A 21941-nucleotide genomic window follows, 5' to 3' on the forward strand; every position below is an offset into this window, starting at 1 on the left:
GAGCCTGCTCGCGATTGCGGTGTGTCAGTCGACATCAATGTTGAATCAACAACCGCAATCGCGAGCAGGCTCGCTCCCACAGGGGATCTGCGCCACGCCCTTCACAATCGGAAGGCCAAAAAAAACGGCCCGCCTCCAAATGGAAGCGGGCCGTTTTCATGTTCGGCGAAAGGTCAGAGCCTCAGCTCGTCCCCATCACTTGTTCAGGCGGAAATCAGCCTCGGCAGCAGCGAAGCGCTGAAGCATGCCCTGAGTTGGCGCGCCCAGTTTGCTGACGATGTAGATCGCCAGGCTGGCGAAGATGAAACCAGGGATGATTTCGTACAGGCCCAGCAGCTCGAAGTGCTTCCACACGATCACGGTGATCGCGCCGACCAGGATGCCGGCCAGTGCGCCGTTGCGGGTCATGTCTTTCCAGATCACGGAGATCAGCACAACAGGACCGAATGCAGCACCGAAACCGGCCCAGGCGTAGCTGACCAGACCCAGCACGCGGTTTTCCGGGTTAGCGGCCAACGCGATGGCGATCAGGGCAACCAGCAGCACCATGGCACGACCGACCCAGACCAGTTCCACCTGGGAAGCGCTTTTACGCAGGAAGGTTTTGTAGAAGTCTTCGGTCAGGGCGCTCGAGCACACCAGCAACTGGCAGCTCAGGGTGCTCATGACGGCAGCCAGAATGGCCGACAGCAGTACACCGGCGATCCATGGGTTGAACAGGATTTTGGCCAGCTCGATGAACACGCGCTCGTGGTTTTCGGTCACAGGACCGGCCACTTCAGGGTGCGCCGAGAAGTAGGCGATACCGAAGAAACCTACCGCGACGGTGCCGCCCAGGCACAGGATCATCCAGGTCATGGAGATACGGCGAGCGTTGGCGATCGACTTGACCGAATCCGCCGCCATGAAACGCGCGAGGATGTGCGGCTGGCCGAAGTAGCCCAGGCCCCAGCCCATCAGCGAAATCACGCCGATGAAGGTAGTATTTTTCAGCATGTCGAAGTTGCTTGGATCTTGCGCTTCGATGGCCAGGAACGTGGTGTCGACGCCGCCAGTGGCCAGCAGCACGATGATCGGCGTCAGCAACAGGGCGAAGATCATCAGCGTGGCTTGTACGGTGTCAGTCCAGCTCACTGCCAGGAAACCGCCGACGAAGGTGTAGGCAATCGTCGCCGCAGCACCGGCCCACAGCGCAGTCTCGTAGGACATGCCGAAGGTGCTTTCGAACAGACGGGCGCCGGCCACGATGCCGGAAGCGCAGTAGATGGTGAAGAACACCAGGATCACGACGGCAGAGATGATCCGCAGCAGGCCGCTTTTGTCTTCAAAACGGCTGGAGAAGTAATCCGGAAGGGTCAAAGCATCGCCGTTGTGCTCGGTCTGCACGCGCAGACGGCCGGCGACGAACAGCCAGTTCAGGTAAGCACCGACGATCAGGCCGATGGCGATCCAGCTTTCGGACAAACCGGACATGTAGATGGCGCCCGGCAGGCCCATCAACAACCAGCCGCTCATGTCGGAGGCGCCGGCGGACAATGCAGTCACGACGCTGCCCAGGCTGCGACCGCCCAGAATGTAGTCAGAAAGGTTGTTGGTGGAGCGATAGGCCATGAAGCCGATCAGCACCATTGCTGCGATGTAGATCACGAACGTGATCAGTGTTGGATTGCTTACGCTCATTAAGTTACGCCCTGGCTTTGTTTTTATGTAGCGGCGGTTTTTGTTAACCGCTCGCAAACGACGACGTTTGGCAGACGATTGTGGATCCCGCGCATTTATGACTGATGTTTCCCCAGGAAAGCCATCAGCCGGCACACCTGTCTTTTTGACCGGTTGCACCTTGGGCGCGAATCCTATTCAACAACGCAAATAAGGTGCAACCCATTTCTTGAGAATAAGTTGCACCTAGTCGGATTTACCTGAAAAAGCCCCGTTTTTGCTCCCTTTTAGGGCAGTCGCGGCGTTTTACTAGAATTAAAAGCACCAAGCAGGAGCGGTACGTTCGTACCGGAAATTATTTCCTGACGAGCTGCTTATTATTCCGATAAAAAAAGGGTTGCACCCGGTTGCACCTCAAAGGTTGCCCAGCTAATCTTGCGGCCAGCTGATGCCACGCGGTCGTGGCAAACATGAGGATAAAAATATGGCTACCACCACCCTTGGGGTCAAACTTGATGACCCGACCCGCGAGCGCCTCAAGGCGGCCGCGACCTCGATTGATCGCACGCCACACTGGCTGATCAAGCAGGCAATTTTCAATTACCTGGAAAAACTCGAGGGTGGTGCAACCCTGACCGAGCTGAACGGTATGACCAAGGATTCCGACGACGTCGTCGATGCGCCTCTGGATCATGTCCACCAGTGCTTCCTCGAATTCGCCGAAAGCATCCTGCCGCAATCGGTACTGCGCGCCTCGATTACCGCCGCTTACCGTCGCCCGGAACCTGAAGTGGTGCCGATGCTGATCGAACAGGCACGCCTGCCTGCAGCGATGGCCGAAGCCACCAACAAGCTCGCCTCCTCGATTGCCGAAAAACTGCGCAATCAGAAGAGCGCCGGCGGCCGTGCCGGGATTGTTCAGGGTCTGTTGCAGGAATTTTCCCTGTCGTCCCAGGAAGGCGTAGCGCTGATGTGCCTCGCCGAAGCGCTGCTGCGCATCCCGGACAAAGGCACCCGCGACGCGCTGATCCGCGACAAGATCAGCACCGGCAACTGGCACCCGCACTTGGGCAACAGCCCGTCGCTGTTCGTCAACGCCGCCACTTGGGGCTTGTTGCTGACCGGCAAACTGGTCGCCACCCACAACGAAGCCGGCCTGACTTCGTCCCTGAGCCGCATCATCGGCAAGAGCGGCGAGCCGATGATCCGCAAGGGCGTGGACATGGCCATGCGCCTGATGGGCGAGCAGTTCGTCACCGGCGAAACCATCGCCGAAGCCCTGGCCAATGCGAGCAAGTTCGAAGCCAAGGGCTTCCGCTATTCCTACGACATGCTGGGTGAAGCCGCACTCACCGAGCATGATGCCCAGAAATACCTGGCCTCGTACGAACAAGCCATTCATTCGATCGGCAAAGCATCCCACGGTCGTGGGATTTATGAAGGCCCGGGCATTTCCATCAAGCTCTCGGCACTGCACCCGCGTTACAGCCGCGCGCAGTACGAGCGTGTGATGGACGAGTTGTACCCGCGCCTCCTGTCGCTGACCTTGCTGGCCAAGCAGTACGACATCGGCCTGAACATTGACGCCGAAGAAGCCGACCGCCTCGAGCTGTCGCTGGATTTGCTCGAGCGCCTGTGCTTCGAGCCACAACTGACTGGCTGGAACGGCATCGGTTTCGTGATCCAGGCTTACCAGAAGCGTTGCCCGTACGTGATCGACTACGTGATCGACCTGGCTCGCCGCAGCCGTCATCGCCTGATGATCCGTCTAGTGAAAGGCGCGTACTGGGACAGCGAAATCAAGCGCGCCCAGGTCGAAGGCCTGGAAGGCTATCCGGTCTACACCCGCAAGGTGTACACCGACGTTTCCTACATCGCCTGCGCCCGCAAGCTGCTGTCGGTGCCGGAAGTCATCTACCCGCAATTCGCCACGCACAACGCCCACACCCTGTCGGCCATTTACCATATCGCCGGTCAGAACTATTACCCCGGTCAGTACGAGTTCCAGTGCCTGCACGGCATGGGCGAACCACTGTACGAACAGGTTGTAGGCAAAGTTTCCGAAGGCAAGTTGAACCGTCCGTGCCGCGTGTACGCACCGGTCGGCACTCACGAAACATTGCTGGCGTACCTCGTACGTCGTCTGCTGGAAAACGGTGCGAATACCTCGTTCGTCAACCGTATCGCCGACCAGTCCATTTCGATCCAGGAGCTGGTGGCCGATCCAGTGGCCAGCATCGAGCAGATGGCGACGCTGGAAGGCGGCTTCGGCCTGCCGCACCCGCGTATCCCGCTGCCGCGTGATCTTTATGGTGCCGAGCGCGCCAACTCCAGCGGCATCGACATGGCCAACGAACATCGTCTGGCTTCCTTGTCCTGCGCTTTGCTGGCCACTGCTCACAACCACTGGAAAGCCGCGCCGAAGCTTGGTTGCGCCTCCAGCACTGAAACGCCTGCGCCAGTGCTCAACCCGTCCGATCTGCGTGACGTGGTTGGCCATGTACAGGAAGCGACCGTTGAAGACGTCGACAACGCGATCCAATGCGCCCTGAAGGCTGCACCGATCTGGCAGGCCACCCCGCCGGCCGAACGCGCTGCGATTCTGGAACGTGCCGCCGATTTGATGGAAGGCGAGATCCAGCCGTTGATGGGCCTGCTGGCTCGGGAAGCCGGCAAGACCTTCGCCAACGCTATCGCCGAAGTGCGTGAAGCCGTGGACTTCCTGCGTTACTACGCAGTGCAGGCACGCAACGATTTCACCAACGACGCCCACCGCCCACTGGGCCCGGTGGTCTGCATCAGCCCGTGGAACTTCCCGCTGGCGATTTTCAGTGGTCAAGTCGCTGCGGCACTGGCTGCCGGTAACCCGGTACTGGCCAAGCCTGCGGAACAAACCCCGCTGGTCGCTGCTCAAGCCGTGCGCTTGATGATCGAAGCCGGGATTCCGGAAGGCGTGCTGCAACTGCTGCCGGGCCGTGGCGAAACCGTCGGCGCCCGTCTGGTCGGCGACGATCGGGTCAAAGGCGTGATGTTTACCGGCTCCACCGAAGTCGCTCGTCTGCTGCAACGCAATGTCGCCGGTCGCCTGGATGCACAGGGTCGCCCGATTCCGCTGATCGCCGAAACCGGCGGCCAGAACGCGATGATCGTCGACTCCTCGGCACTTACCGAACAGGTTGTGATCGACGTTGTGTCGTCGGCCTTCGACAGCGCCGGTCAACGTTGCTCGGCACTGCGTGTGCTGTGCTTGCAGGAAGATTCCGCTGACCGTGTCATCGAAATGCTCAAGGGCGCCATGGCTGAATGCCGTCTCGGCAACCCTGAGCGCCTGTCCGTGGACATCGGCCCGGTGATCGACGCTGATGCCAAAGCCGGCATCGAAAAGCACATCCAGGCCATGCGCGACAAAGGTCGCAATGTGTACCAGGTGGCGATCGCCAACAGCGAAGAAGTCAAACGCGGCACCTTCGTGATGCCGACGCTGATCGAACTGGAGAGCTTCGACGAGCTGCAACGGGAGATCTTCGGCCCGGTGCTGCACGTGGTTCGCTACAAGCGCAAAGACATTGACCTGCTGATCGGTCAGATCAACGCTTCCGGCTACGGCCTGACGCTGGGTGTGCACACCCGGATCGACGAAACCATCGCCAAGGTCATCGACAACGTCAACGCCGGTAACGTCTACGTGAACCGCAACATTGTCGGTGCCGTGGTCGGCGTGCAACCGTTCGGCGGCGAAGGCCTGTCGGGTACTGGCCCGAAAGCCGGTGGCCCGCTGTACCTGTACCGTCTGCTGTCGACCCGTCCTACCGATGCGATCGAACAATCCTTCGCTCGCGGTGACGCCATCGCAGCACCGGACGTTCGTCTGCGTGACGCCATGAGCAAACCGCTGACCGCGCTGAAAGCCTGGGCCGACAGCAACAAGTTCGCTGACCTGAGCACCCTGTGTGTGCAGTTCGCGGCGCAATCGCAAAGTGGGATCACTCGTCAGCTGGCAGGCCCGACCGGCGAGCGCAACAGCTACGCCATCCTGCCGCGTGAGCACGTGCTGTGCCTGGCGGAAGTCGAAGGTGATTTGCTGACTCAACTGGCGGCGGTACTGGCTGTCGGCGGTTCGGCGGTGTGGCCGGAAGCTGAATTGACCAAGGCACTGTTCGCACGCCTGCCGAAGGACATTCAGGCGAAGATCAAACTGGTTGCCGACTGGGGCAAGGACGAAGTGGTGTTTGATGCGGTTCTGCATCATGGCCATTCCGATCAGTTGCGTGCGGTGTGCCAGCAAGTGGCCAAGCGTGCCGGGGCGATTGTCGGGGTTCATGGTCTGTCGCAAGGCGAGACCAGCATTGCGCTGGAGCGTCTGGTGATTGAGCGGGCGTTGAGCGTTAACACTGCTGCGGCGGGTGGTAATGCGAGCTTGATGACGATCGGCTAAACCGTAAGATCTCTGGGCATCCGCAATGGACGTCCGGAGCGCAACACCCACTGTGGGAGCGAGCCTGTTCGCGATAGCGGTCTATCAGTCACATCTTTTTTGGATGTGCAGCCGCTATCGCGAGCAGGCTCGCTCCCACAGTTGTTTTGTGGCGTCTGCTAAGTCGTCGCTCTGCACTACCATCACGCTCATCAATCATCCTGTTCAGCCTTTATTCCCACGCCTAGACTCGGTTCATTCCAAAAAAAGGTAGGCCGACATGTCCGAGACGTTGCTCAGTTCCCGCAATCTGGCTTTCGAGCTGTACGAAGTCCTCGATGCCGAAGGCCTGACCCAGCGTGAGCGTTTCGCCGAGCACAACCGCGAAACCTTCGATGCCGCCATCGGCACGGCCCGCAGCGTCGCCGAGAAGTTCTTCGCCCCGCACAACCGCAAGAACGACGAGAACGAACCGCGCTACGAGAACGGTCAGGCGATTCTGATACCGGAAGTGAAACCGGCAGTGGATGCGTTTCTCGAAGCCGGCTTCCTCAACGCCGCGCGCAGTTTCGACGCAGGCGGCATGCAACTTCCTACACTGTTGTCTCAAGCCTGCTTCGCGCATTTCCAGTCGGCCAACGCGGCGTCGACCTCGTACCCCTTTTTGACCATGGGCGCGGCGAACCTGATCGAAAGCTTCGGCACCGACGAGCAAAAGCAGCGCTTCCTGCAACCGATGATTGACGGACGCTTCTTCGGCACCATGGCGCTGACCGAGCCTCACGCGGGTTCGTCGCTGTCGGATATTCGTACACGCGCCGAGCCTGCGTCTGACGGCACCTGGCGACTTAAGGGCAACAAGATTTTCATCTCCGGCGGCGATCACCCGCTGTCGGAAAATATCGTGCACATGGTGCTGGCCAAGTTGCCGGACGCACCGGCCGGGGTGAAAGGTATTTCGCTGTTTATCGTGCCCAAGTTCCTGGTCAACGATGACGGCAGCCTCGGCAAGCGCAACGACGTGCTGTTGGCGGGCCTGTTCCACAAGATGGGCTGGCGCGGCACCACCTCTACGGCGCTGAACTTCGGCGATAACGGTGAGTGCGTCGGCTACCTGGTGGGCAAGCCGCACCACGGTTTGAGCTACATGTTCCAGATGATGAACGAGGCGCGGATCGGTGTCGGCATGGGCGCGGTGATGCTCGGTTACGCCGGGTATCTGTATTCCCTGGAGTACGCTCGCGAGCGTCCGCAGGGTCGCGTGCCGGATAGCAAGGACCCCAACACCGCGCCAGTGGCGATCATTCAGCACGCTGACGTCAAACGCATGTTGCTGACGCAGAAAGCCTATGTCGAAGGCTCGTTCGACCTTGGGCTCTACGCAGCGCGGCTGTTCGATGACACCACCACGCTGGAGACTGAAGAGCAGCGCAAGCAGGCTCATGAGCTACTGGATTTGCTGACACCGATCGTCAAATCCTGGCCGTCGGAGTTTTGCCTGAAGGCCAACGAACTGGCGATCCAGATCCTCGGTGGCCACGGTTATACCCGTGAGTACCCGGTGGAACAGTATTACCGCGACAACCGTTTGAACCCGATCCATGAGGGCACCCACGGCATTCAGTCGCTGGACTTGCTGGGACGCAAACTGGCGCAGAACGGTGGGGCGGGGCTCAAGCAATTGATCCGTTTGATTGCCAACACCGCCGAACGGGCGCAGGCGCATGAATCGTTGACCGCGTTGCGTGAACCGCTGGAAAAACTGGTTGCACGTCTGCAAGCAGTGACCATCGGTTTGCTGACGGATCTGGGGCAAGGCAAGGTCAACAGCAGCCTGGCGAACTCGGCGTTGTACCTGAAGGTGTTCGGGCACACGGTGATTGGCTGGCGCTGGCTGGAGCAGGCGATCCGTGCGGAGGAAGGGTTGGCCAAGGGGAATGCGGCGGATGTGAGCTTTTATAAGGGCAAGCTGCAGGCGGCGCGGTATTTCCTGACGTGGGAAGTGCCGGGTTGTCACCATGAGCTGGCGATTCTTGAGGCTCGGGATGATGTGTGTCTGGGAATGCAGGATGAGTGGTTTTGATAATGGAGGGTGAGGCGAAGTTTTTCACCAGGCATCAAATCCACCCCTCACCCCAGCCCTCTCCCCAGTGGGGAGAGGGGGAAAGGGGGCCGATCTGCATAGTTTTCAGAACCTGAGCTCGACTCGGTTTTTCAGGTCGATGTAATTCGAAGAACAACTCGGTCAGTCCCCTCTACCCCTTGGGGCGGTCCGACGTTTCGGGAGGGTTAGGGTGAGGGGCAGCCCTAACCGACACACCACAAAACCTCACTTCAACCGAAACCCACCCATCTGCCGCGCCAAATCATCCGCCAACCGCTGCAGCGTCTGGCAATCCTCACGGCATGCTCTCACTTCCCCCGCCGTCGCCCGGGCCAGATCGGAAATCCCCTGCACATTGCGGTTGATCTCTTCCGTCACCGCCGATTGCTCTTCCGTCGCCGTCGCCACCTGATGGTTCATGTCGCTGATACGCTCGACCTGCCCGGTAATCGCCGTCAACGACGCACCGGTACGCTGGCTCGACTCAACCCCTGTCCCCGTCGCAGCCTGCCCGGAATGCATGGATGAAACCGCATTCTCCGCGCCCTGCTTGAGGCTGCCGATCATCTGCTGAATCTCGTCGGTGGACGCCTGAGTGCGTCGCGCCAACGTGCGCACTTCGTCCGCCACCACCGCAAAACCACGCCCCATGTCCCCGGCCCGCGCGGCTTCGATGGCGGCGTTCAGTGCCAGCAAATTGGTCTGCTCGGAAATTCCGCGAATCACCGCCAGTACTTGATCGATCGACGCCACCTGATTGGCCAGTTCGCCCACAGCACCCGCCGCGATGCCGATTTCATCGGACATGCTTTCTATATGGCGGATCGAACCGCCCACAACCTCACGCGCCTGCATCGCTTCATCGCGAGCATTCTGAGACGCAACGGCTGCGTTACCGGCGTTCTGGGCGATTTCCTGCACGGTCAGGCCCATCTCGTGCACTGCCGTGGCGACCATGTCGGTCATTTCCTGCTGACGACCCGAACGTTCGGCGGTGTTATCCACCACCCGCGCGACCTGGCCGACGGCGGTGCGCAAGCGCTCACTGGTGGTCAGCACTTCGCCAATCATTTCGCGCTGACTGTCGAGGAATCGATTGAAGCCGCGCGCCAGATCACCCAGCTCATCGGCGCGACTGGAATCTAACCGGTGGGTCAAATCTCCCCCACCGCTACCGATGGCTACCAGCGCCGCTGTTACCTGACGGATCGGCCGCACCAACCCGCGCGCCAGCAAAACCACCAGCAACAGGCACACCAGCGCCACCGCCAGACCAATGCCGCTGCTCATCCACATCGCGCGACGGGCCTCGGCATAGATCTGTGACTGTGGCACTTCGGCCACCAGGGTCCAGCCCAGATCCCGCAACGGCAGGCTCAACGCCAGATAATCTTCGCCGTCGCGGACAAAGCTGCTGTTGGTGGCAGTTTTTTGGCCCATCACGGCTTGCGCCGCAGGGGCGCCGATCTGCTCGGCCAAGGTGCGTTTGCCACTGAATTGCGCCTCGGGATGAACCTGGATCAAACCGTCGGAACGCACGAGATAGACCTTGCCGCGCTCACCGAAGTTGAAATTGTGGATCAGCTCTGACAGCTCTTTCATGCTCAACCCAAGCCCGGCAACGCCCACGACTTTGCCGGCCTGCTCGACCTTGAGGTCGATGAACAGCGCCAATTCTCCGGTCGCGGTGTCATTGTCGATATTGAGGGTGCGCGGCTGATTGCTGTCGAGGAATGCGTAGAACCAGGCGTCCTTGGGATTGGAGCGGCTAAGGGTCCGGTCCAGGCCTTTTTCAGTGAAGTAATGGTTTGAAGCGGTGCCAACTATCAGGGCGGTGAAGGCTTTGTGTTCAGCACGAATGCCTTCCAGATACTGCACAAACGCATCGGTCTGGGCACTGTTTTCACCCCCGGCCAGCCAGTCGCGCACCATGCTGTTGCTGGCGATGTCCTTCGCGGCGGTAAGAGGTTGAACGAGGATTCGTTCGATGTCGTTGCGCATCGCTTCGATGCTCGACGGCAGTGCCTGTTCGACCAGATAGCTCTGGGCGAGACGGTTGACCACGAGGGTATAAATGCCAACCACGATCAGGATGCTGACCAGCAGGGCGGTGCCCATGCTGAGGATCAACTGCCATTGAATACTGCGTCGCCAGAACTGCATGGAGCACCCCCAAAGAATAAGAGGCTGAAACACTGCAACAGCCGTGCCGATTGTATACAACTCAACCGACAATCTATTCTTTGGTTGTGCGCAAAGCCGATCAAGCCTGATTGATCGTCTTGGAGATCACTTCAACCGTGGCGCTGACTTGCTCTTGGTAACGGTCGAGTTCCTGCTTGTGCTGCTTCTGCATTTCAATCTGCTGGGAACACAGATTCATCGCGGCCAGCACCAGCAGTCGATCACCGATCAGCGTCGGATACTTCCGTTTAGTGTCGGCCAAGGCAGCTTTCAACATCATTGCGGCGTCCAGCAGGGTTTGCTCTTCCCCGGCCGGCGCCTTGATCGAATAGTCCTCCCCCAAGATCGAGACGACTTTTACCCCTGCGGCGCCGTGATTCATGCGCTGACCGGGCCGGCGCTGACGCGCTCAACCAGGGCCTGAATGCGGGCCGCGGTGGCGCCTTGTTTCTCTTCCTGCTCCATCAGGTTCAGTTGCAGGCTTTCGTTTTCATCCTTGGCCTGGGCCAGTTCTGCGTTCAGGGTCTGGTTGGTGGCGAGCAAGGTCTGGTTCTGTTGCACCAGATCGCTGACAAGCTGTTCCAATTGGCTTAGGGATGCTTCCAACATTTTGATTTTCCAAGCATTTTCAAGGGGCGCGTACGATAAAGAAAAGTCACCACGGATGCCAGGGTTATTCAGGCGCAAGGCCTTGATTTTCCTGGCGGGCGACCTTCCTCGCGAGCTTTAAAGACTGTGATTGGCGGATCTGGTTCCTGCACTTCGTCGCCGGGGGCCCTCTGCGACAAAACCGCGCAGGCGCTCAAGACTTTAGTTGTATGACCGATAAGTCACTCATACGTCAGCTTCAGCGCCGCACGGGTGCGTCCACTTTGGTAAACAGCATGTCCCTTCGTAATATGAATATCGCACCGCGGGCGTTCCTCGGTTTCGCCCTGATTGGCGGTTTGATGCTGGTTCTGGGCGTGTTTGCCTTGAACCAGATGAGCAAGATTCGCGGTGCCGGCGAAGACATCGCCTCCATGAGTGTGCCGAGCATCAAGAGCCTGGACGAATTTACCCAATTGACCCTGCGCCTGCGGGTGCTGTCCTACCGTTTGCTGGTCAACCGTGAACCGGACGTACAACAGAAGACCTTCGATCTGTTCGAACTGCGAAATCAGCAGATTCGCGACGCTCAGAAGGTCTACGAACCGCTGATCAACGGCCCGCAAGAGCGCGCCGCCTACGATCAATACGTGCAGTTGCTGGCGCAATACCGCCAACTCGAAGACCGGATGAAGACGCTGTCGCGCAACAATCAGGTCGACGAACTGCGCTCGATGCTCAACAGCGAACTGCTGTCCAATTCCGAGGCCGTCAACTCGGCCCTCGCCAAGTTGCTTGAGATCAACACGCAACAGATTGAAGCCACCGACACCCGTGCCGGTGAGCAGTATTCGACCTCGCTCAATCTGGTGATCACCTTACTGGTCATTGCCAGCGGCCTGACCTTGCTGTTCGCCTGGTTGTTGACCAACAGCATCACCAAGCCGATTGCCAACGCCCTGAGCGCGGCTGAAGAAATCGCCGAGGGCAATCTGACTCGCCCGATCCATGTCGATGGCGAAGACGAAGCCGGCCGCTTGCTGCTGGCCATGTCGAAGATGCAGGACAAGCTGCGCGACACCCTGCAGCGGATTTCCGGCTCGGCCACGCAACTGGCCTCCGCCGCTGAAGAGCTGAACAGTGTCACCGACGAAAGCGCCCGTGGCTTGACCCAGCAGAACAACGAAATCGAACAGGCCGCCACCGCTGTCAATGAAATGACCAGCGCCGTGGAAGAAGTCGCGCGCAACGCGGTGAGCACTTCCGAAGCCTCGAAGAACGCCACCACCTCGGCCGGCGACGGTCGTGACCTGGTGCAGGAAACCGTCAGCGCCATCGAACGCATGAGCGCCGATGTGCAGAGCACGGCGACCTTGATTGGCGATCTGGCCAATGAGTCCCGTGACATCGGCAAGGTGCTGGACGTGATTCGCGGCCTGGCTGACCAGACCAACCTGCTGGCGTTGAACGCAGCGATTGAAGCCGCACGGGCCGGTGAAGCCGGACGGGGTTTCGCGGTGGTAGCGGATGAGGTTCGTGCACTGGCGCATCGCACCCAGCAGTCGACCAGCGAAATCGAACGCATGATCGGCAGCATCCAGAGCGGCACCGAACACGCGGTGGATTCGATGCGCAACAGCACCGAACGCGCCGAATCAACCTTGAACATCGCCCGTGGTGCAGGTCTGTCGCTGGACACCATCAACAGCGCCATCGTCGAGATCAACGAGCGCAACCTGGTGATCGCCAGCGCGGCGGAAGAACAGGCACAGGTCGCCCGTGAAGTAGATCGCAACCTGGTGAACATTCGTGATTTGTCGGTGCAATCGGCGACCGGGGCGAATCAGACGAGTGCGGCGAGTAATGAATTGTCGCGATTGGCGCTGGACCTGAACAACATGGTTGGGCGGTTTAGCCTCTGATCGGGATTTGGGGGGCTTTCAAGAGCCACCCCTCACCCCAGCCCTCTCCCCAAAGGGGAGAGGGGGAAAGGGAGCCGATCTTCATGCTATTCAGAACCTGGGTTCGGCTCGACATCGATATCTCAGGTCGCAATATTTCGCACATACACTTCGGTCAGTTCCCTCGCCCCTCGGGGAGAGGGGGAAAGGGAGCCGATCTTCATGCTGTTCAGAACCTGAGTTCGGCTCGATATCTCAGGTCGCAGTATTTAGAACAAACACCTCGGTCAGTCCCCTCGCCCCTCGGGGAGAGGGTTAGGGTGAGGGGGCCGATCGCAAGCCGAACAAAAAATCTGAACACCACACCGTCAAAACCTTTTTGACAGCATCACATTTCAACAGGTTAGAATCGCTGGCACGCAGACTGCATGGTCAGTTTGTGCCCGCCTTTCAGCTTTCTGGAGTACTGCCTTTGAATGCGACGACCATCAACAGCCTGTTCTTGATCGGCGCGTTGCTGGTGGGTGCGAGCATTCTGGTGAGCTCACTTTCGTCCCGCCTCGGCATCCCGATTCTGGTGATTATCCTGGCCGTGGGCATGGCCGCCGGCGTCGATGGCGGCGGCATTATCTTTGATAACTACCCTACGGCTTATCTGGTCGGCAACCTCGCACTGGCGGTGATCCTGCTCGATGGCGGCTTGCGTACCCGGGTCTCGAGTTTCCGCGTGGCGCTTTGGCCCGCACTGTCGCTGGCCACCGTCGGGGTATTGATTACGACTGCCCTGACCGGCCTGGTCGCCGCCTGGCTGTTCAACCTGAACATCATCCAGGGCCTGCTGATCGGCGCCATCGTAGGTTCGACCGACGCCGCGGCGGTGTTCTCGCTGCTGGGCGGCAAAGGCCTGAACGAACGGGTCACCGCCAGCCTCGAAATCGAATCCGGCAGTAACGACCCGATGGCGGTGTTTCTCACCGTTACCCTGATCGACATGCTCGCCAGCGGCCAGACCGGCCTGCACTGGAACCTGCTCTCGCACTTCGTGCGCGAGTTTGGCATCGGTGCCGTCATCGGCCTCGGCGGTGGCTGGGTCATGCTGCAACTGGTCAACCGGATCAACCTGGCCAACGGCCTCTATCCGATTCTGGTGATTGCCGGCGGCCTCGCGGTGTTCGCCCTGACCAACGCCCTGCACGGCAGTGGCTTCCTGGCGGTTTACCTCTGCGGTCTGGTCATCGGCAATCGCCCGGTGCGTAGCCGTCACGGCATTCTGCACATGCTCGACGGCATGGCCTGGCTCGCTCAGATCGGCATGTTCCTGGTGCTGGGACTGCTGGTGACGCCTCATGACCTGCTGCCCATCGCCCTGCCCGCTCTGGGTTTGGCATTGTGGATGATTCTGTTTGCGCGGCCGCTGTCGGTGCTGGTCGGCCTGCTGCCGTTCAAAGCATTCCATGGCCGCGAAAAGGCATTTATCTCCTGGGTTGGCTTACGCGGCGCAGTCCCGATCATTCTGGCGGTGTTCCCGCTGATGGCCGGCCTGCCGAATGCGCAGCTCTACTTCAACCTCGCGTTCTTTATCGTGTTGGTGTCGCTGCTGGTACAGGGCACGAGCCTGCCGTGGGTGGCGAAGCTTTTGAAAGTGACCGTCCCGCCGGAGCCGGCACCAATCTCGCGCTCGGCGCTGGAAGTGCACGTCACCAGCGAGTGGGAGTTGTTCGTTTATCGCCTCGGTGCCGAGAAATGGTGCATCGGTTCGCCCCTTCGCGAGCTGAAAATGCCCGAAGGCACGCGTATCGCCGCGCTGTTTCGTGGCCAGCAACTGCTCCATCCGTCGGGTAGTACGGTGCTCGAAGTCGATGATTTGCTGTGTGTTATCGGCCATGAACACAACCTTCCAGCGCTCGGAAAACTCTTCAGTCAGGCACCGCAACGCGGCCTCGATCTGCGCTTTTTCGGCGACTTCGTACTCGAAGGAGATGCCCAGCTGGCCGCGGTTGCGGCGCTGTACGGGTTGAAGGTCGAAGGCATCGATCCGGACATGTCCCTGGGCCATTTCATTGCCCAGAAAGTCGGCGGTGCTCCCGTCGTCGGTGACCAGGTGGAGTGGAACAACACCATCTGGACCGTCGCGGTCATGGAGGGGAACAAGATCGGCAAAGTGGGCGTCAGATTCCCCGAAGGAAGTCGCCCCGGTCCGGGCTTGTTCCTCTAAACTCCACACTTCGTCTCGTTTTCGATCGGTCTCTATGTCAACCCTGCGCACTTTTTTCATCATGGCCCTGCTGGGCTTGAGTCTTTCTGTCGGTACCTTGCAAGCGGCCGAACCGCCGACCAGCGAAGCCGTGCAGGCGAGTCTGGACAAGATCGCCGATCGCAAACTGCCGGAAGCGGATCAGAAGGCTCTGCAGTCCGTCCTGCAAAGCACGCTGACGCAGCTCGGCAACCAGCGTGATTACGAACAAAAGCTGGTCGCACTCAAGCAGCAGTTGGCCACCGCGCCCAAGCAGAACATCGAGAATCAGCGTGAGCTGGCCAAACTCAAAGCCTCCAGAATGCCGCCGGTGCCGCAACGCTATGCCAATCAGTCGATCCAGCAGCTTGAGCAAATGCTCACCGAGCGTTCGACCCAGCAAAGCGACTTGCAGAAGGCGCTGGCCGATGCCAACAGCCTGGTGATTACCGCTCAGACCCGCCCCGAGCGCGCACAGGCCGAAATTTCCGCCAGCCAGACACGCATTCAACAGATCAACAACATCCTCAAGGCCGGCAAGGACGCCGGCAAGACCTTGAGCGGCGAACAACGTGACCTGCTCAATGCCGAGCTCGCGGCACTCAATGCGTTGATTCCGCTACGTCGCCAGGAACTGGCTGGCAACAACCAGCTGCAGGATCTGGGTAACAGCCAGCACGACTTGCTGACCGAAAAGTCCGATCGCCTGGATCAGGAAATCCAGGAGCTGCAAACCCTGATCAACCAGAAGCGCCTGGCGCAGTCTCAGGAGACGGTGACGCAGCAGTCCATTGAAGCGCAGAAGTCCGGCGGCAGCGCGCTGCTGGCCACCGAAAGCGCGGCCAACCTGAAGCTCTCGGACTACCTGCTCAAAAGCACTGACCGCCTCAATGAAGTCACCCAGCAGAACCTGCAGACCAAACAGCAGCTGGACAACGTGACCCAAAGCGATTCGGCGCTGGACGAACAAATCAACGTACTCAAGGGCAGCCTGCTGCTGTCCAAGATTCTCTATAAACAGAAACAGTCGCTGCCGCGTCTCAAGCTCGACCGCGACCTGGCAGACCAGATCGCCGATATTCGCCTGTACCAGTTTGAAGTGAGCCAACAACGGGAATTGCTCAGCAATCCCGCGACCTATGTCGACAACCTGCTGTCCACCCAACCGCCGGAGCAAGTCACCCCGCAGCTGCGCAAGAGCCTGCTGGAACTGGCCACCACCCGCGCGGACCTGCTGGAGCGCCTGAACCGCGAACTGAGTGCGGTACTCAACGAATCCATCACCCTGCAACTGAACCAGAAACAACTGCTCAGCACCGCGCAAAGCCTGCGGGCGACCCTTGATGAGCAGATGTTCTGGATCCCCAGCAACAAACCGCTGGACCTGGAATGGATGCGCGCCGTGCCGGAGCGTCTGGAACGTCAGGTCACTACGCTGCCGTGGGCTTCCAGCCTGAGCGAACTGAGTGATGGCCTGACCCAGCGGCCGCTGCTGTTCCTGCCGCTGGCGTTGCTGATCGGCGCCCTGCTGTGGCGGCGCAAGAGCTTGTATGCCCGACTGAACAAGGTTCACCAGGACATCGGCCACTTCAAGCGTGACAGCCAGTGGCACACGCCGCAGGCGATCCTGATCAATATCCTGCTGGCGATGCCGGTCTCACTGGGCCTGGCCTTGTGCGGCCTGGCCTTGCAGATCGACGCCCGCGGCCAGAACGCCAACATGGGCGCAGCGCTGCTGCAAATGGCCCAGGCCTGGCTGGTGTTCTACACCGCTTACCGAACCCTCGCACCGGGTGGCGTGGCTGAGCTGCATTTCCGCTGGGAAAAACCTCAGGTCGAATTTCTTCAGGGCTGGGTCCGCAGGCTTGGGCTGGTGGTGATGGCCTTGGTCGCCGTGGTGGCGGTTGCCGAACTGCAACCCTCGACGCTGGCCGATGACGTGCTTGGCATGCCGGTGGTGCTGACCTGCTACGCCTTGATGGCCTGGCTGCTCAGTCGCCTGCTGATCAGCAGTCCGACGCACCAGAACGCATCGTTGTTCCGTAAAGCCGTCGGGATCATGTTCACCGTCCTGCCCGTCGCGTTGTTCGTCGCCGTGTGCTTCGGCTACTACTACACCGCGCTTAAGCTCAGTGACCGGTTGATCAACACCCTTTACCTGCTGATGTTCTGGCTGGTGATCGAAGCGACTTTCGTTCGTGGTCTCAGCGTTGCAGCACGACGCCTGGCCTACCAGCGCGCCCTGGCCAAACGTCAGGCCGCCAAGGAGGCGGGCGACGGCGAAGCGGTAATCGAAGAACCGACGCTGGACATCGAGAAGGTCAACGAACAGTCCTTGCGCCTGATCCGTCTGGCACTGCTGGGCGGTTTCATCGCGGCGTTGTACTGGGTCTGGTCCGATCTGATCTCGGTGTTCTCGTACCTCGACAACATCACCCTTTACGAATACACAAGCGGCACCGGCGCCAACATGAGCATGGTGCCGATCAGCATCGGCGACATGCTCGGCGCGCTGATCATCATCGGCATCACCTTCGCGCTCGCACGCAACTTGCCCGGTCTTCTGGAAGTATTGGTGCTGTCCAAACTGAACCTGGCGCAGGGCAGCGCCTATGCCACCACCACGTTGCTGTCCTACGTGATTGCCGGCGTCGGTTTCGTCTCGACCCTGTCCACCCTCGGCGTGAGCTGGGACAAGTTGCAATGGCTGGTGGCGGCGCTGTCGGTCGGTCTCGGTTTCGGGATGCAGGAGATCTTCGCGAACTTCATCTCCGGCATCATGATTCTGTTCGAGCGTCCGGTGCGGATCGGGGACACGATCACCATCGGCAACCTGTCGGGCACGGTCAGCAAGATCCGCATCCGCGCCACGACCATCACCGACTTCGACCGCAAGGACATCATTGTCCCGAACAAGACGTTCATCACCGGACAACTGATCAACTGGTCCCTGACCGACACCATTACCCGGGTGACCCTCAAGCTCGGCGTCGACTACGGTTCGGACCTGGACCTGGTGAAAGAGCTTCTGCTCAAGGCCGCTCGTGACAACCCGCGCGTCCTGAAAGACCCGGAACCCCATGTGTACTTCCTGAACTTCGGCGAAAGCACCCTCGACCACGAGTTGCGCATGCACGTGCGCGACCTCGGTGACCGCAACCCGGTGCTCGACGAGGTCAACCGCTTCATCAATCGCGAGTTCAAGAAGCAGCACATCAACATTTCGTTCCGGCAGATGGAGGTTTACCTCAAGAATCTTCACGGCCAGGAATACAAAATGGTGCCGATCGAACCGGAAGCCAAAACCATCGTGCCGCTCGTGGATGGCAAGTCGCCCCTGCAGCCACCGCCCGCCAAGCTCGACTAACTGTCCTATCCCTAGCAGAATGCTCGGACATTCTGCTGGAGATGGCCGTTGAAAGCCCTCGACGAACTGACCTTCGATAATCGCTTCGCCCGCCTGGGCGATACGTTTTCCGCCCATGTGCTGCCCGAGCCCATCGACAACCCGCGTCTGGTGGTGGCCAGCCCTGCCGCCATGGCGCTGCTCGACCTCGACCCGGCCGTGGCGCACACCCCGGAGTTCGCCGAGTTGTTCAGCGGCCACAAGCTCTGGGCCGACGCGGTGCCTCGGGCGATGGTCTATTCCGGGCATCAGTTCGGTTCCTACAACCCGCAGTTGGGCGATGGTCGCGGTTTGTTGCTGGGTGAGGTCTACAACAAGGCCGGCGAACATTGGGATCTGCACCTCAAGGGCGCCGGACAGACACCCTTTTCGCGCATGGGCGATGGACGCGCGGTTCTGCGTTCGTCGATCCGCGAGTTTCTCGCGTCCGAAGCGCTGAATGCCCTGAACATCCCGACCACCCGCGCCCTGTGCGTGATCGGCTCCGACACTCCGGTGTGGCGCGAGAAACAGGAACGCGCAGCCATGGTCCTGCGCATGGCGCCGAGCCATGTGCGTTTCGGGCATTTCGAATATTTCTACTACACCAAGCGCCCCGAGAAGCAGAAAGAACTCGGCGAGCACGTATTGGCCATGCATTTCCCCGAGTGCCTGGAACAGCCGGAACCCTATCTGGCGATGTTCCGCGAAATCGTCGAGCGCAATGCCGAGCTGATCGCCAAATGGCAGGCCTATGGCTTCTGCCACGGCGTGATGAATACCGACAACATGTCGATCCTCGGCATCACTTTCGATTTCGGCCCGTTCGCCTTCCTCGACGATTTCGACGCCCACTTCATCTGCAACCACTCGGATGACCAGGGCCGCTATTCCTTCAGCAATCAGGTGCCGATCGGCCAGTGGAACCTCAGCGCCCTCGCCCAGGCCCTGACGCCGTTCATTAGCGTCGACGCCCTGCGCGAAACCCTCGGCCTGTACTTTCCGCTGTATCAGGCTCACTACCTGGACCTGATGCGTCGCCGCCTCGGTTTCACCACGGCCGAAGACGATGACCAGAAACTGCTGGAGCACCTGCTGCAACTGATGCAGAACAGCGGCGTCGATTACACACTGTTCTTCCGCCGCCTGGGGGATGAATCCCCCGAACTGGCCGTCGCCCGATTGCGCGACGACTTCGTCGACATCAAGGGTTTCGATGCCTGGGCCGAACTGTATGTCGCCCGCGTGGCTCGTGAAGGTGAGGTTGATCAGGAACAACGCCGCAAGCGGATGCACGCGGTCAATCCGCTGTACATCCTGCGCAACTATCTGGCGCAGAAAGCCATCGATGCAGCAGAGAGCGGCGATTACTCAGAGGTTCGGCGACTGCACGCGGTGCTGAGCAATCCGTTCGACGAGCAAGCGGGGATGGAGAGCTACGCCGAGCGGCCGCCGGAGTGGGGGAAGCATTTGGAGATCAGTTGTTCGTCGTGATCACCCAAGGCGTCGCGTTTGAAACATTCTTGTTTCTCGTGTCGATCCAACCTTAAATCACGCCAGACATCTTCATGCCCCACAAAGCCTCCGTTTCGCGTCAGTGCAGTATTTACATTTAGAGTTTCAATGCACTCAGTGTTCGATAAAAGCTCTGAGATTGAAAAACGCTTATGGGATTTAACTGTCATTGATACGAAGGACTCCAAAATGAAATTGCGAGTTCGAAGCTGTCGCGAAAGACTAAAAGCCAAACCTTTCGCCGTAAATCAGTATGGACGCCAGTATGCGTAGGCCTTATCCGCAACTTAAGAAGGTTAAAGCCTACACATCACTGTCTTGATATAAACCATCATCGACTCCAGATCTGCTTCATAGACCGCCGAAATCAGAGCTCCGACCATGACCGAACCACTCCTCATCCCCTGCCCTCACTGCAACGGCCTCAACCGCATCCCCGCCGAGCGCCTCAACGATCACCCAAAGTGCGGCCGCTGCAAGGCCGAGGTCCTGCTGAACAAACCGTTCGAGTTGAAGCAAGGCGATTACGCCAGCCAGATCAAGGGCGATCTGCCGCTGCTGGTGGACGTGTGGGCGGAGTGGTGCGGGCCGTGCAAGTCGTTTGCGCCGGTGTTCGAGCAGGCGGCGGGGCAATTGGCGGGGAAATGTCGGCTGGCGAAACTGGACAGCGAGGCGAATCAGCAATTGTCGGCGCAGTTGGGGATTCGCTCGATTCCGAGTTTGATTCTGTTCAGGAACGGCCGGGAAGTGGCGCGTCAGAGCGGGGCGTTTCCGTTACCGCAGTTGATGAGCTGGTTGCGTAGCCAGGGGATCTAAGAACACCGCAAATTCCATGTGGGAGCGAGCCTGCTCGCTCCCACATGGACTCGGTGTCGTTTGCAATAATCAGGCGTTTTCGAGCAGGTTATGCAGCTCGACGAATTGCTGCGTCAGCTTGTGCCGCGGGTCGAGGTGGATCAGCGGTGTATTGGCCTGGTGAGATTCGCGCATGCGCACCGAGCTGGTCAGGTACACCGGCAATACCGGCAAACCTTCGGCGATCAACTCGTCGAGGATTTGCTGCGGCAGGCTGGCGCGGGCCTGGAACTGATTGACCACGATGCCTTCGACTTCCAGGCCTTCGTTGTGGTCATCCTTCAATTCTTCGATTTCCGCCAGCAGGCCGTACAGCGCCTGGCGCGAGAAGCTGTCGCAGTCGAAGGGGATCAGCACCCGGTCAGCGGCAATCAGTGCCGATACCGCATAGAAGTTCAGCGCTGGCGGGGTATCAAGGTAGATGCGGTCGTAATCCTCCCCCAGTTCCTCAAGCAATTTGCGCAGCTTGTTGATCTTGTGTTTGGCCTCAAGTTTGGGCTGCAGATCAGCCAACTCGGCGGTCGCGGTGATGACGTGGAGGTTGTCGAACGGCGTTTCGTAGATATCGACCTGGTTTTTTTTCGAGAACGGCCCGGAGGACAGGGTTTGCTTGAAGAAGTCGGCGATACCCATCGGGATGTCTTCCCCGGTGAGCCCTGTCAGGTACTGAGTGGAGTTGGCCTGGGCATCGAGATCCACCAACAGAGTGCGATAACCCTCGCTGGCGCTGACCGCCGCCAGATTGCAGGCAATGCTGGATTTGCCCACGCCACCTTTCTGATTGAACACCACGCGCCGCATGTGAAAAACCTCCGTGTATCAAAGAATGACCGAGTGTAGTAGTCCACGGCGCTGCTTAGCTACCTCGTCGGCACGGGGACTACACAGTCAGCGGCAATCTCTTAATAAAAAAACTGAGAACTCCGCCATTGATCGCTAACGAAGCCGACAGATTTGCTCGCCACGATGTGGATAATGGCCAAACGACAGCTCCCCACGGACCAACCAGTACATTTGATTGAGCAAAATGTAACCATCATTTGCTACACGCCCGTCGCAACGGGATAATGCGCGCCACTCGGCGCTATGCGTCACGTAAGGTG

At 59.6% G+C, this 21941-nt stretch carries 12 protein-coding genes and 1 pseudogene; 7 read left to right on the forward strand and 6 right to left on the reverse strand.

Translation table 11 applies throughout. The features are described 5' to 3' along the window. Positions 1–195: 195 nt before the first annotated feature. Complete coding sequence (putP, locus tag ACRC4F_RS17390) at positions 196–1680, reverse strand: sodium/proline symporter PutP (RefSeq protein WP_438660463.1); 1485 nt, start codon at positions 1678–1680, stop codon at positions 196–198. A gap of 463 nt (positions 1681–2143) precedes the next feature. On the opposite strand from putP, the gene putA reads away from it, so the two are divergent. Both putA and ACRC4F_RS17400 read left to right on the forward strand, forming a co-directional pair. Further along, positions 2144–6094 (forward strand): trifunctional transcriptional regulator/proline dehydrogenase/L-glutamate gamma-semialdehyde dehydrogenase, encoded by a 3951-nt coding sequence (gene putA / locus ACRC4F_RS17395; protein WP_438660464.1) that lies wholly within the window; start codon positions 2144–2146, stop codon positions 6092–6094. A gap of 259 nt (positions 6095–6353) precedes the next feature. After that, positions 6354–8156: an acyl-CoA dehydrogenase gene (locus ACRC4F_RS17400; RefSeq protein WP_438660465.1), complete on the forward strand. Its 1803-nt coding sequence runs from the start codon at positions 6354–6356 to the stop codon at positions 8154–8156. A gap of 246 nt (positions 8157–8402) precedes the next feature. On the opposite strand, the gene ACRC4F_RS17405 is transcribed toward ACRC4F_RS17400, so the two are convergent. From ACRC4F_RS17405 to ACRC4F_RS17420, 4 genes and pseudogenes are all read right to left on the reverse strand, one after another. Then, positions 8403–9248 (reverse strand): methyl-accepting chemotaxis protein, encoded by an 846-nt coding sequence (locus ACRC4F_RS17405; RefSeq protein WP_438660503.1) that lies wholly within the window; start codon positions 9246–9248, stop codon positions 8403–8405. An 18-nt stretch (positions 9249–9266) separates the two neighbouring features. Further along, positions 9267–10340 (reverse strand): annotated as a pseudogene (locus ACRC4F_RS17410) (HAMP domain-containing protein); the annotation flags it as partial. A gap of 100 nt (positions 10341–10440) precedes the next feature. Beyond that, on the reverse strand, positions 10441–10743 hold the full coding sequence (locus tag ACRC4F_RS17415) for a cell division protein ZapA (protein WP_010464343.1): 303 nt from the start codon (positions 10741–10743) through the stop codon (positions 10441–10443). Beyond that, positions 10740–10970, reverse strand: coding sequence for a hypothetical protein (locus ACRC4F_RS17420; protein ID WP_438660466.1), 231 nt, complete (start codon positions 10968–10970; stop codon positions 10740–10742). Before ACRC4F_RS17420 ends, ACRC4F_RS17415 begins: the two co-directional genes overlap by 4 nt. Positions 10971–11245: 275 nt before the next feature. On the opposite strand from ACRC4F_RS17420, the gene ACRC4F_RS17425 reads away from it, so the two are divergent. The 5 genes from ACRC4F_RS17425 to trxC all read left to right on the forward strand — a co-directional run bounded on the left by ACRC4F_RS17425 (position 11246) and on the right by trxC (position 20799). Further along, entirely contained in the window at positions 11246–12871 is a 1626-nt protein-coding gene (locus ACRC4F_RS17425; RefSeq protein ID WP_438660467.1) for a methyl-accepting chemotaxis protein, read from the forward strand. Between the two features lie 451 nt (positions 12872–13322). Then, a complete protein-coding gene (locus ACRC4F_RS17430; RefSeq protein WP_438660468.1) occupies positions 13323–15065 on the forward strand; it encodes a potassium/proton antiporter in 1743 nt (580 codons plus the stop codon). 34 nt (positions 15066–15099) lie between these two features. Further along, positions 15100–18450 carry a mechanosensitive channel MscK gene (gene mscK / locus ACRC4F_RS17435; RefSeq protein ID WP_438660469.1) on the forward strand — a complete coding sequence of 1117 codons (3351 nt, stop codon included), beginning with the start codon at positions 15100–15102 and terminating at the stop codon, positions 18448–18450. Positions 18451–18498: 48 nt separating this feature from the next. Continuing rightward, on the forward strand, positions 18499–19962 hold the full coding sequence (gene selO, locus ACRC4F_RS17440) for a protein adenylyltransferase SelO (protein WP_438660470.1): 1464 nt from the start codon (positions 18499–18501) through the stop codon (positions 19960–19962). A gap of 402 nt (positions 19963–20364) precedes the next feature. Beyond that, complete coding sequence (gene trxC / locus ACRC4F_RS17445; RefSeq protein ID WP_438660471.1) at positions 20365–20799, forward strand: thioredoxin TrxC; 435 nt, start codon at positions 20365–20367, stop codon at positions 20797–20799. A 69-nt stretch (positions 20800–20868) separates the two neighbouring features. Here trxC and ACRC4F_RS17450 read toward each other — a convergent pair whose 3' ends face one another. Continuing rightward, complete coding sequence (locus ACRC4F_RS17450; RefSeq protein WP_438660472.1) at positions 20869–21639, reverse strand: ParA family protein; 771 nt, start codon at positions 21637–21639, stop codon at positions 20869–20871. Positions 21640–21941 lie beyond the last annotated feature (302 nt).

Source organism: Pseudomonas sp., assembly GCF_051660785.1.
Lineage (GTDB): Bacteria > Pseudomonadota > Gammaproteobacteria > Pseudomonadales > Pseudomonadaceae > Aquipseudomonas.

Bases quoted from the DNA above. Each gene is read 5' to 3' on its own strand.
- ACRC4F_RS17400 (WP_438660465.1), top strand. From the start codon at position 6,354: ATGTCCGAGACGTTGCTCAGTTCCCGCAATCTGGCTTTCGAGCTGTAC.
- putP (WP_438660463.1), bottom strand. From the start codon at position 1,680: ATGAGCGTAAGCAATCCAACACTGATCACGTTCGTGATCTACATCGCA.
- ACRC4F_RS17425 (WP_438660467.1), top strand. From the start codon at position 11,246: ATGTCCCTTCGTAATATGAATATCGCACCGCGGGCGTTCCTCGGTTTC.
- putA (WP_438660464.1), top strand. From the start codon at position 2,144: ATGGCTACCACCACCCTTGGGGTCAAACTTGATGACCCGACCCGCGAG.
- ACRC4F_RS17450 (WP_438660472.1), bottom strand. From the start codon at position 21,639: ATGCGGCGCGTGGTGTTCAATCAGAAAGGTGGCGTGGGCAAATCCAGC.
- mscK (WP_438660469.1), top strand. From the start codon at position 15,100: ATGTCAACCCTGCGCACTTTTTTCATCATGGCCCTGCTGGGCTTGAGT.
- trxC (WP_438660471.1), top strand. From the start codon at position 20,365: ATGACCGAACCACTCCTCATCCCCTGCCCTCACTGCAACGGCCTCAAC.
- ACRC4F_RS17405 (WP_438660503.1), bottom strand. From the start codon at position 9,248: ATGATTGGCGAAGTGCTGACCACCAGTGAGCGCTTGCGCACCGCCGTC.
- ACRC4F_RS17415 (WP_010464343.1), bottom strand. From the start codon at position 10,743: ATGAATCACGGCGCCGCAGGGGTAAAAGTCGTCTCGATCTTGGGGGAG.
- ACRC4F_RS17420 (WP_438660466.1), bottom strand. From the start codon at position 10,970: ATGTTGGAAGCATCCCTAAGCCAATTGGAACAGCTTGTCAGCGATCTG.